This is a genomic window from Pyrobaculum sp. (assembly GCF_049971835.1).
In the GTDB taxonomy this organism is placed as follows: Archaea; Thermoproteota; Thermoprotei; order Thermoproteales; family Thermoproteaceae; genus Pyrobaculum.
In genome coordinates this window covers 1-9,565 of the sequence record NZ_JBMFKV010000073.1, presented here as the reverse complement: position 1 = coordinate 9,565, position 9,565 = coordinate 1, and the positions used below count along the sequence as shown (strand labels likewise).

Below are 9,565 nucleotides of genomic sequence, written 5' to 3'. Positions count from 1 at the left end.
GGACTAGACAAGAGCGGCGTGTTGAGCAGATATACAAGGCTTGCCTCTGTGGAGGATGACGTGAGGGCGCTTGCCAGCTACGTGGCGGAGAAGGCCAAGTCACAAGCCTCCTAGGGCGGCTTTGGCGGGATTACCCCTCTCGTAGTATCATCATGGCGGCGTGGATTATCCAAGCAACTACGAGCACCGCCACCGCCTCTGCGAGGCTGGCGAGGGGCGTGGCTATGTTAGTTTTAAATAAGAGGGGGCATGGTCCTTTTGATATATATTGTCTATCTCTGCCATTTGCCGTGGTTCTAGCCACCGTTGTGTCACCGATACGTTGACGCTGGGCCGCTTCGTCCTCCACGTGGTTACCCCCCATGGCCGCGGCTCCGGTCAACATAAGGGCGTATTTAGGGACCGGGGGTTTAACCTTGGCGCTGATCTTCGCCGCGTTGTTTTTAAGCCAGTTCTTCCTCTACCTCTATATGTTTACGAGCTTTGTGATGAGCATCGGCGACGCCAACATGGACCACTTCCTCAGACTCATTTCGTTTCCCATATTCACGGCGGCTCTGCAAGACGAAATACATATGGTGGGTCGTGTAGCTGTCCCTACTAGCCGCTATTCTCGTCGTGTAGCCCCCGTGGCTGTGTCGAACATCTACGTTGAGGTGGTGCCTAGTGGCGCCGCGGTGGCGGGCTTCACCTTCACAAACCCAGCTCTCCGCCGGGTGTGCGTATCGTCGATCTCGGCGCCCCAGGACACTCATGCCGAGATGTATGTCACAATGCTCGACGGCGTCCTCACGGTTAAGACTGTGCAGAAGATACGCGCGAGGCTCTTCTCCGCCGTGAGGTTCGGCTGCCTTACCCATCACGTAACGCCCGCCGGCGATGTAGACACGGTGAGGAAAGGCGCGGTGATTCAGCTGACGCAGAGCCGCGGCCGCGTTGAGGAGGTCAAGACGCCCCCGGAGCCAGTACCCGCATCCAGAAGCCGTGATTAGCGCCTCCATACTCCAGTACCTGCGGAGCTGTCCCGGCCCCCACTTCAGAGAACTCGTGAGGGAGCTCTCCATCCCGGTGGGGACTGCCCAGTACTGGATTACTAAACTGTTGCGGACGGGGGAAATCTACGTGGTGGATCTGGCGCAACGCCCCCGGTACTTCCCAAAGGGCTTAGACAGGGGAATTGCTACGGCGATATACGTGGTGAGGGAGGCGAGGCTCAGGCCGTCGGTTGTTAGGCAACTGGGCACGTATGTCACTAAAGAGGCTCTGTGCAAGGCGGTGGGTTATCCATGCGTCCAGAAAGACCTGGTTGACGTATTTATGGAGCTACTCCGGCAACAAAGATCGGGTCAAGGGTCTGACACCGCCTAGGTGCAGTGGGGGGCCCTCGCCTTCCGCGCCGGGGGATTACTCCTCACCATCTCCTGGCGGCACACGTCCACCCTTGTCTGTCCTTTGAGCGCCTCTCCCAGACCCCGCCCCCGGTTAGTCTTCACGTCAACTCCAGCCTCTTGGCGGCCACTGCCCTCGGCCCACGCCGCCATGTACGTTTATAACTTGCTGGAAGGGGAGGCGCCGCGCTGGCCATCTACATTGATATCTCTCGCGGGGGTTCGCTCAGCGGTGTCGTAGTGAGGGGCGGCACATGGCGGGACCGCGCCTCTCGGAGATCGTACATCTTCGGAAGATAATTCGCCGAGGTTGTCACAGAGACAGACTTCCTCCTATTCCCACTAATGTTATTTACGCTAAATTTTTATAACGCCACTTATCAACATAGATATGTCGCCCTATCTTATTTTACTGAAGCCGCGCGTAATATGGCTACTTGTGCTTGCAAGCGCGGCGGGCTACGTCTACACAACCCCTGCGGTGGACTTGCAGAAGTTGCTGTGGCTTCTTGTAGCCGCGGCGCTGTCCACGGGAGGATCTGCGGCTTTTAACCACTACTGGGAGAGGGACATAGACGCGAGGATGGCCCGCACAGCAAATAGACCCCTGCCCCGCGGCCTCGTCGACCCGAGGGCCGCCCTTATCTACTCCCTCGCTCTATCGGCGGCGGGCGTCGCAGTGGCGTTTGTCTTCCTAACTCCCCTCGTCGCCTTCTTCACGGCGCTGGGGTGGTTTTTCTACGTCGTGGTGTACACCATCTGGCTCAAGAGGAGGAGCTGGCTAAACGTACTGGCGGGCGGCTTCGCAGGCAACGCCACGTTCCTCGGCGGATACGCCCTGGGGAGGGGCTACGTAGATCTACCGGCTGTCCTCCTCTCCTTCGCCATATATCTCTGGATCCCAGCCCACATATGGGCCCTCGCGTATAGATACAGAGCAGATTACATCAAGGCGGGCGTCCCCATGCTACCCACCGTGGTGAGTCTAGGAACCTCTCAGCTCGTGATAACCTCTATGAATATCCTAAGCGCTTTGTACGCCGTTGTGCTTTACCTAGCCTTCGTGGGGCTGGGCGCCGGGCTACTGCTAGTGGCCCTTGGGGCCGCCATGTCGCTTTACTCAAGCCTTCTAGTTCTTAAGAAGAGAGATGACGCATCTATGTGGAAGATGTACAAAATGTCGAGCCCAGTCCTCACCTTTTTCCTCCTGGCGCTCCTCATCCACTGAAGGCTTTTTCCAAGGCTCCTCTGGTTCCTCAGCTTAGCCAGGTAACGTTAGTGGGAGACCGTATCTAAGTACATGAAGTACATAGGGAAGACTTAATGCCGCCCACTCTCTAGGTAGATTTCAAAACACCCACTTTCTATTCTCCGGGGGTGCCGGGGGGACGGGATCCCGGGCGCCGATGTCGCGTGGGACCTGGCGTTGCAGGCTGTAGTGACTGGTCTACAGGAGGCTCTCTTTAAAGGGTAAGGCGAGGCGGCGGGAGGGGGCGTAAGTTTTATATAGTGGGTCATAGGTGTGGGACGTGTTGGGAAAGGTCGACGAGTGGGGGCGGATTGTTATTGGGAGGGAGTACGCCGGGAGGAGGCTGTACGTGGTGAAGGTCGGCGGCGGGTTTTTCATAACGCCGGACAAACAGCTGGCCGAGCGGGTGAGGTCTGAGGGGATTCGGGCTGTTTTAGACGCTTACTACAGGCTTCTAGACGTGGTGGGGGAGCCGGCGCCTGAGGAGGTGGAGAGGCTGGTTGAGGAGGAGATATGGAGAGGTGTGTCGTCGACACTTCGGTCTTAGTCTCTAAGAGGCTTGACTCTGTGCTTCAGTGTAGAGAGAGGTACGTCACTTCTGTAGCCGTGCTTGAGTACTTGGTGTGGGCTAAGAAGTCTGCTGACTCCGCCGCGGGGGCTAGGAGGGAGGGGTATCTGAGGCTTATAAAAATGCTACCCCTTTTGATGGAGGAGGTGGGGCTGAGGCTGGTGGATGACTTGTCTATTCAAGACGTCGCCGCGGCCACCCGCTGGGTGTTAGAAAGGGGGGTTAACCCCGGCGACGCTCTGATTTCCGCCGCGGCTTTAAAGCTAAACGCCGTGGTGGTGACTCGAGACAAGGACTGGGAAAGGTTGCCGGAGGTGAAAAGCGTGATAATCTGAGGCTAGGAGAGACGTGTGGACTGGCAGATCGTTATACACGGCCTTTAAGATAGGCGATCACAGCGACGGTAGCCATCACGTAGACGACGGCTAAGGAGAGAGCCGACAAGAGCCCGGGGCCAATGGAGTTATGAGGGGACTTGGCAAACCTGGCACTCTGGAGAGGCGGTTAAGTAGGCCAGCGGCTTTGGCGCATCTCCGCCGAGCGCTAGGAGGAGCCAGTAAGCGCGGTGGCTACAAGAGACGTTACTCCGTAATAGATTTCCCATTTTTGAAAAGGCTATGACTACAGCGTTGCCAGCCGGCACTGTCGAAAATCTGTACGACAGCTTGAAGCTATCCGCCGCCGCCACCGCGGCGCCGGAACCACCACCTAGTTAAGCTAGACATAAAAAAGATTTATCAAATTTGTACATTTTTATAACTAAATCAATAGATAAAAATTTTGCAGATGTCAATATTTGCGGTGTTGTGGCGCTCCCTCGACTTGGATTACATAGCGGCGGCCTATGTTTTCTACCTTAAACTTTACTGGGAGGAATTGTTCAACTATGTATATATTTGTCTGTAGGTGGGTGGTGAGTTCGGGGGTTGACATTCTGCTCGTGCCTTGGGCCAGTGCCATGTAGACCACGGCCATGTCGGCCATGTGGGGGTCTAGCGAGGAGCCGGAGGCTAGGGTGGCGGCTAGCTTCTCGGCGGCCTCCTTCCCCACGGCCTCCGCCGGCTTGCCCCTCTCCCCCAGGGCGTCGCCGCCTACTACGTTGCCCGTCTCTGAGACTGCCCAGAGGACCACGCCGCTACCGGGGCCCAGCCCGTCGCTCCTTGTCTCCAGGTCCACCTCGGCTTTGTAGCCCAGCCTCTCCAGCGCCTCTCTGGCGGCTTTCGCCTGCCTCTCAGCAACGTGCGGGGGTAGGTTCACGGCGTGTGAAATCCCCCTTATCTCTACGAGCCTGCCGAACTCCGGCGAGTCGACCGCCGACAGCGTCTCCACGGGCTGGACCTTGAGAACCGCCTTCCCTCCGCCCTTGGGGTAGTGGCCCCGCCTGATTAGCTCAATGGCGACTCGTGCGCCGAACCTCGCCAGCACCTTGGTAAATACGTGGCGCATGTAGTCTATAGGCGGGGCCCAGGCCACGTCAGTGCCCCCGGTTATGGCTACCTCGGTGGGGCACGGAGCGTAGAGGAGTATGGGGGTTAGCGTCTGTATCACCAGCGAGATGCTTCCGGCGGTGCCTATGTCTATGTTGTATCTGCCGCATTTAAGGGTCCGGGGGTTGAAGTATAGGCGGGTTGAGCCCTTCTCAGCTCCCACGACCTCGGCGTCTGTGAGGAGCGCCGCGGCTCTCACGCCGGTTAGGTGTTGCGGCTGGAGGCCGGGGTTTGCCCTCTTGGCGCGTATGTTTATAATCTCCACTGGCCTGCCCAGAAGCGCCGACAGGGCTATAGAGGTCCTCAGTATCTGGCCGCCGCCTTCTCCGTAGGAGCCGTCTATTCTCACCGCCACGTCTACCTCCAGCGCCGGGTTTTTAAGCCTCTCCCCACGGCGGTGGAATGCTTATATACACCACATAAGGCCCCTCCCATGGGTGAGGAGGTTCAGATCGGCGCGACAGCTGTGGGCATCAAGACGGCTGGGGGCGTGGTGCTGGCGGCTGAGAAGAGGGTGTCGTACGGCTTCTACACCCTGAGCTCCTCTGGCAAGAAGGTTTTCGTCGTCGACGACAAGCTGGCGATTGCCTCGGCCGGCATAATCGCCGACATGCAGACCCTGGCTAAGATTCTCAAGCTGAATGCCAAGGCTTACGAGCTGGAGATGAAGAAGAAGCCCTCTGTCCACGCCATGGCTAAGCTCCTCTCGGTGGTTATGTTCAGCAGGAGGTTTATGCCCTTCTTCGCCGAGGTGCTCGTGGGGGGCGTCGACGAGGAGGGGTCTCACCTAATTGTAATGGACCCCCTGGGGAGTCTAATTGAGGATAACTACGCCGCGTTGGGCACAGGCGCGAAGCTAGCCGCCGCTGTGCTGGACGGCAACTACAGGAACGACATGTCGATAGAGGAGGCCAAGAAGCTGGCTGTGCAGGCGCTTAAGGCCGCCATCGAGAGGGACCCCGTCTCCGGCGGGGGGATCGACCTCGTTGTTGTGGATGAAAAAGGGGCCAGGGAGGAGGAGGTTAGGGTGCAGTTGGTGATTTAGAGAGCTCTTTTTGAAGCTCCGTCGGGACCTCCTGCTCCTCAAGGGTGCTTAAGTCGCCCAGCGGCTGGTCCGCGGCCAACGCCCTAAGGACGCGCCTCATCACCTTCCCAGTCCTCGTCTTGGGTAGCTTACCCACTATGGCTATCTTCCCCACCACCGCCACGGGCCCCAGGGTTTTGCGTAGGTGCTGGGCCACCTCATCCTCTGTTATCTTCGCCCCGAGCTTGGGGACTACAAATACGCCCAGCACCTCTCCCCTGACTGGATCTGGTATGCCCACCACGGCGGCCTCCGCCACGGCTGGGTGCGAGGTGAGTATGTCCTCCACCTCTCTGGTGGATAAGCGGTGGCCGGCCACTTTAATCACGTCGTCTGACCTGCCGAGTATGTGGAGGTGCCCCTCCTCGTCTATGTAGCCCAGGTCGCCCGTGGCGTAGTAGCCGGGGAAGCGGGACCAGTAGCTCTTGACGTATCTCTCCGGGTCTTTCCAGAGGGTGTGGAGGAAGGCGGGGGGCAGGGGGGGCTTTACGGCTATGTGGCCCTTCTGCCCGGGGTGCAACTCCCGGCCGTCGTCGTCGAGGACCACGAGCCTCAGGGTGGGGTAGGGGAGACCCACGGAGCCGTATTTGTATCTAAACCCGCCGAGGTTCATGGAGCCGGGCGCCGTCACGAAGCAGGCGGTCTCCGTCTGGCCCCATATGTCGGCTATCTGACAGTCAGCCCTCTCGCGGCATAGGTACCTCCTCATCCAGTTGTAGGCTTCTTCGTTTAGCACCTCGCCGGTGGGGTAGAGGGCCATGAGGGTGTCTAGCTTATACCTCATTGGCCACTCCTCGCCGTACTTCATAAGAAGCCTAATGGCGGTGGGGGAGAAGAGGAGGTGCGTAACTTTGTAGGTGTCTACAATCTCCCACCAGACCCCTGGGTGAGGGTAGTCGGGCGCGTCTTCGTACCAGAGCACGGTGAGGCCGTTTAGGAGGGGGCCGTGCACGCCGTAGTGGTGGCCCGATATCCAGCCGATGTCGGCTGTGGAAAAGAAGACTATGTCGTCGCGGAACTCCCTCTCGGCCCCCACCAGGTGGTTAAAGGCGTACTAGATCCACACCATGTACTGGCCGTGTAGGTGGAGTATCCCCTTGGGCTTCCCCGTGGTGCCCGAGGTGTAGAGGATGAAGAGCGGCGAGTCGCCGCTGACCCACTCAGGCTCGGCGTAGGCGTTCGGCGGTATTTTAGATATTTCTTCACGCCACCATCGCCATGAAGATGCCGCTGTCTACGCCTATCGAGGCGTTTATATCTACGGGCGTGATTAGCATAGGCAAAGACACAGATATGGATAAGGCGGTTGAGCTAATAATGATGCACAACATCTGCTATCTGGTAGTTGTTAACGAAAAGGGGGGCTCGTAGGAATGGTGTCTATTAGAGACGTCCTCCGCGAGCTTAAATCCCCGGCTAGCCCTTAGTTTTTGACAATTTGTTTATCAATATGGGGACTATTTTGTACAAGTCCTCCACGACGCCGTAGTCTGCGTTTTGGAAGATGGGCGCAGAGGGGTCGTTGTTTATTGCCGCGATGATGCGGCTGTCTAATATACCCGCTATGTGTTGCGGCTGACCGGAGATGCCGATGGCTAGGTAGAGCTTCGGCTTCACCTTCTTGCCGGAGAGCCCAACCCAGTGCTCCTCTGGCAACCACTTCAAGTCCGCGGCTATGGGGCGGGAGCAACCCACCTGGCCGCCTAGCACTCTGGCTAGTTCAAAAGCCATTTGGAGATCCTCCTTCTTCTTGAAGCCCCTGCCCACAGACACGATTATCTCCGCCTCCTCCAGCTTAACGGCGCCCCTCGCCTTCTCCTCCACAGACACGATTTTCATCTTAGAACCAACCTGGAGAGCCACTTTTTCGACTGCGGTCTGGACTGCCGGCGGCTGGCCCTGGAACCTGCCCGGCGCAACTGTTACGACAACTGGTGGAGCGGCCTCCACAGCCGCCACGGCCTTGTTGCCGAAGACGTATCTCTCCGCCTTCAACACGCCGCCCTCCACCCTCAGCGAAAGCACGTCTGTCAAGAATTCGGCCCCCAGCCTCTGCGCCACCAGGCCCCCCACGGTCTTCCCGTTTTTAGTAGACGGCAACAACACTACCTGGTAGCTCTGGGCGGCCTTGACAACAGCCTCCGCGACCGCGTCGGGTAGCCTCGGATCTACCTCAGCCACCAACGCCCTGTGAGCCACTCCCTTGACGGCCTCGGCTTCCCTTTCGCTGAAGACCAGCGCCGCGACTTCTCCGCCTAGTGTAGACGCGGCGTATAGAAGCTCCCTGTTGGGGTAGACCACTAGGGCCTTCATATCACCCCCTCCTGTCTGAGGTACTGTATCAACTTCTCAGCCTTCTCCTCCGGCGTGCCGTCTTTAATAACCACCCTTTTCCTCTGTATTACAAGGGGCCTGTAGGCGGCGGCTATCCTGGGCGCCACCTCGACGCCGAGGTCGGCTAGGGTGAGCCTATTTACTGGTTTCTTCATAGCGGCCCTAATTGCGAGCAACGTGGGGATGCGCGGCTGGTTGATCTCCCTCGTCACCGAGACAACAGCCGGTAGCTGAACCTCCACAACCTCCACGTGGTCCTCCAAGTCGCGCCTGGCTATTAGCCTCCCCCCCTCTACCTTCAGCTCTCTCACGTAGGTCACCACGGGCCAGCCCAGCTCCGCGGCGACTCTAGCGGGTATCTGCCCCGTGTAGTTGTCGACAGTGGCCTCCCCGGCCAGTACTATGTCCGCGCCGACTTTTTTAACCACAGCGGCCAGCGCCTTTGCCGTGACTACGTGGCTCGCGTTTAGCAACCTCTCGTCGGCGACGAGGTACGCCTCGTCCAGGCCCATGGCCAGGGCCTCCCTCAACACGTTCTCAGCCTCCTGGGCCTTTTTCTGGAGGGGCCCCCACTTCAGCACAGTGACGGCGTACGCCTTGTCCTGCCCCTTTAGCTTCACCGCCTCCTCAATGGCGTTTCGGTCTATGTCGCTGATTTTCAGCGGGGTTTCCTCCGTCGCCACCGTATCCCTCACCCGGAGCTGGCCCGTGTCGAGCGCTGTCTTGACCAGGACAGCCACCTTCATAGCCCCCCAAATGTGTACCTATTTAAAGAATATACAGCCAAATAGAGAACCGGCTAGCCCCTCTGATCAATGGGCACGTACCTCAGCCCCAGCGGACCTGTGTACCTCTCGGTGGGTCTAATTAGGCGGTTTGACTGTCGGTACTCCAGCACGTGCGCCACCCACCCAGCCACTCTAGACACGGCGAAGGTGGGGAGATTTAGGTCAACCGGTAGCCCCAGGTATCTGAAGATGACCGCGGCGTAGAGGTCTGTGTTGGGGTATATGCCCTTCTGCGAGAGCTTAGACGTCACGTACTCCTCTAGCTTCTCCGCCAGCTCGACCCAGCGGAAGTCGCCCCTCTCAGCCGCCAGATCTCTAGCGAGGAGGCGCAGTACTCTCAGACGGGGGTCAGGTCCCTTTTTATACAGCCTATGTCCAAACCCTGGGATCCTCCTCCCCCTGGCTAGCTGCTCGTCTACCCAGCTCTGCACCCTCTGGACGCTCTCCACCTCCTCAAGCATCTTGGCCGCGTCGACGTTTGCCCCCCGTGGAGCGGCCCCTTGAGGCTTGCTATTGCGGCGGTGACGGCGGCGTACATGTCCGCCAGCGTCGAGGCCACCGACACCGCGGTGAAGGCGCTGTTGTTCATAGAGCGTTCGGCGTATATCACCAACATGACGTCGAGGGCCCTCACCTCGCGGGGACTCGGCCTCTCCCCCCTCACCGC

General features: G+C 58.8%; 12 protein-coding genes and 2 pseudogenes. 7 read left to right on the top strand and 7 right to left on the bottom strand.

From position 1 onward, the window contains the following. Nucleotides 1-130 precede the first annotated feature (130 nt). Nucleotides 131-364, bottom strand: a complete 234-nt coding sequence (locus ACP5J3_RS07675) for a hypothetical protein (protein WP_428495146.1) — start codon at nt 362-364, stop codon at nt 131-133. On the opposite strand from ACP5J3_RS07675, the gene ACP5J3_RS07670 reads away from it, so the two are divergent. Together ACP5J3_RS07670 and ACP5J3_RS07665 are read left to right on the top strand one after the other, a co-directional pair. Further along, nucleotides 363-992, top strand: coding sequence for a hypothetical protein (locus ACP5J3_RS07670; protein WP_428495145.1), 630 nt, complete (start codon nt 363-365; stop codon nt 990-992). The genes ACP5J3_RS07675 and ACP5J3_RS07670 overlap by 2 nt on opposite strands. Next, the gene (locus tag ACP5J3_RS07665) at nt 985-1,368 is read left to right on the top strand and encodes a transcriptional regulator (RefSeq protein WP_428495144.1); all 384 of its coding nucleotides are present in this window, start codon (nt 985-987) and stop codon (nt 1,366-1,368) included. Before ACP5J3_RS07670 ends, ACP5J3_RS07665 begins: the two co-directional genes overlap by 8 nt. Here the strand turns inward: ACP5J3_RS07665 and ACP5J3_RS07660 are convergent. Beyond that, entirely contained in the window at nt 1,365-1,541 is a 177-nt protein-coding gene (locus ACP5J3_RS07660; protein ID WP_428495143.1) for a hypothetical protein, read from the bottom strand. The two genes, ACP5J3_RS07665 and ACP5J3_RS07660, sit on opposite strands and share 4 nt — an antisense overlap. Before the next feature lie 238 nt (nt 1,542-1,779). Here ACP5J3_RS07660 and cyoE point away from each other — a divergent pair, with 238 nt between their 5' ends. From cyoE to ACP5J3_RS07645, 3 genes are all read left to right on the top strand, one after another. Further along, complete coding sequence (gene cyoE / locus ACP5J3_RS07655; protein WP_428495142.1) at nt 1,780-2,616, top strand: heme o synthase; 837 nt, start codon at nt 1,780-1,782, stop codon at nt 2,614-2,616. A 301-nt stretch (nt 2,617-2,917) separates the two neighbouring features. Continuing rightward, a complete protein-coding gene (locus ACP5J3_RS07650; protein WP_428495141.1) occupies nt 2,918-3,184 on the top strand; it encodes a hypothetical protein in 267 nt (88 codons plus the stop codon). Continuing rightward, complete coding sequence (locus ACP5J3_RS07645) at nt 3,151-3,540, top strand: type II toxin-antitoxin system VapC family toxin (RefSeq protein ID WP_428495140.1); 390 nt, start codon at nt 3,151-3,153, stop codon at nt 3,538-3,540. The genes ACP5J3_RS07650 and ACP5J3_RS07645 overlap by 34 nt, the downstream gene beginning before the upstream one ends. A 454-nt stretch (nt 3,541-3,994) precedes the next feature. Here the strand turns inward: ACP5J3_RS07645 and rtcA are convergent, their stop codons facing one another. Continuing rightward, entirely contained in the window at nt 3,995-5,047 is a 1,053-nt protein-coding gene (gene rtcA / locus ACP5J3_RS07640) for an RNA 3'-terminal phosphate cyclase (RefSeq protein ID WP_428495139.1), read from the bottom strand. A gap of 78 nt (nt 5,048-5,125) precedes the next feature. On the opposite strand from rtcA, the gene psmB reads away from it, so the two are divergent. Beyond that, on the top strand, nt 5,126-5,737 hold the full coding sequence (gene psmB / locus ACP5J3_RS07635) for an archaeal proteasome endopeptidase complex subunit beta (protein WP_428495138.1): 612 nt from the start codon (nt 5,126-5,128) through the stop codon (nt 5,735-5,737). Here the strand turns inward: psmB and ACP5J3_RS07630 are convergent. Next, nucleotides 5,715-6,989, bottom strand: a pseudogene (locus ACP5J3_RS07630) (acyl-CoA synthetase); the annotation flags it as partial. The gene psmB and the pseudogene ACP5J3_RS07630 sit on opposite strands and share 23 nt — an antisense overlap. A 5-nt stretch (nt 6,990-6,994) precedes the next feature. Between ACP5J3_RS07630 and ACP5J3_RS07625 the strand changes: the two are divergent. Then, nucleotides 6,995-7,147, top strand: coding sequence for a hypothetical protein (locus tag ACP5J3_RS07625; RefSeq protein ID WP_428495137.1), 153 nt, complete (start codon nt 6,995-6,997; stop codon nt 7,145-7,147). A 45-nt stretch (nt 7,148-7,192) separates the two neighbouring features. On the opposite strand, the gene ACP5J3_RS07620 is transcribed toward ACP5J3_RS07625, so the two are convergent. The 3 genes and pseudogenes from ACP5J3_RS07620 to ACP5J3_RS07610 form a co-directional block, all read right to left on the bottom strand. Beyond that, nucleotides 7,193-8,089, bottom strand: a complete 897-nt coding sequence (locus tag ACP5J3_RS07620) for an electron transfer flavoprotein subunit alpha/FixB family protein (RefSeq protein ID WP_014287988.1) — start codon at nt 8,087-8,089, stop codon at nt 7,193-7,195. Then, a complete protein-coding gene (locus ACP5J3_RS07615; RefSeq protein ID WP_428495136.1) occupies nt 8,086-8,856 on the bottom strand; it encodes an electron transfer flavoprotein subunit beta/FixA family protein in 771 nt (256 codons plus the stop codon). The genes ACP5J3_RS07620 and ACP5J3_RS07615 overlap by 4 nt, the downstream gene beginning before the upstream one ends. Before the next feature lie 53 nt (nt 8,857-8,909). Continuing rightward, a pseudogene (locus tag ACP5J3_RS07610) lies at nt 8,910-9,514 on the bottom strand (citrate/2-methylcitrate synthase). Nucleotides 9,515-9,565 lie beyond the last annotated feature (51 nt).

Excerpts from the sequence above, each read along its gene's own strand:
- ACP5J3_RS07670 (WP_428495145.1), top strand. The coding sequence starts at position 363 with ATGGCCGCGGCTCCGGTCAACATAAGGGCGTATTTAGGGACCGGGGGT.
- ACP5J3_RS07675 (WP_428495146.1), bottom strand. The coding sequence starts at position 364 with ATGGGGGGTAACCACGTGGAGGACGAAGCGGCCCAGCGTCAACGTATC.
- ACP5J3_RS07660 (WP_428495143.1), bottom strand. The coding sequence starts at position 1,541 with ATGGCGGCGTGGGCCGAGGGCAGTGGCCGCCAAGAGGCTGGAGTTGAC.
- cyoE (WP_428495142.1), top strand. The coding sequence starts at position 1,780 with ATGTCGCCCTATCTTATTTTACTGAAGCCGCGCGTAATATGGCTACTT.
- ACP5J3_RS07645 (WP_428495140.1), top strand. The coding sequence starts at position 3,151 with ATGGAGAGGTGTGTCGTCGACACTTCGGTCTTAGTCTCTAAGAGGCTT.
- psmB (WP_428495138.1), top strand. The coding sequence starts at position 5,126 with ATGGGTGAGGAGGTTCAGATCGGCGCGACAGCTGTGGGCATCAAGACG.
- ACP5J3_RS07625 (WP_428495137.1), top strand. The coding sequence starts at position 6,995 with ATGAAGATGCCGCTGTCTACGCCTATCGAGGCGTTTATATCTACGGGC.
- ACP5J3_RS07620 (WP_014287988.1), bottom strand. The coding sequence starts at position 8,089 with ATGAAGGCCCTAGTGGTCTACCCCAACAGGGAGCTTCTATACGCCGCG.
- ACP5J3_RS07615 (WP_428495136.1), bottom strand. The coding sequence starts at position 8,856 with ATGAAGGTGGCTGTCCTGGTCAAGACAGCGCTCGACACGGGCCAGCTC.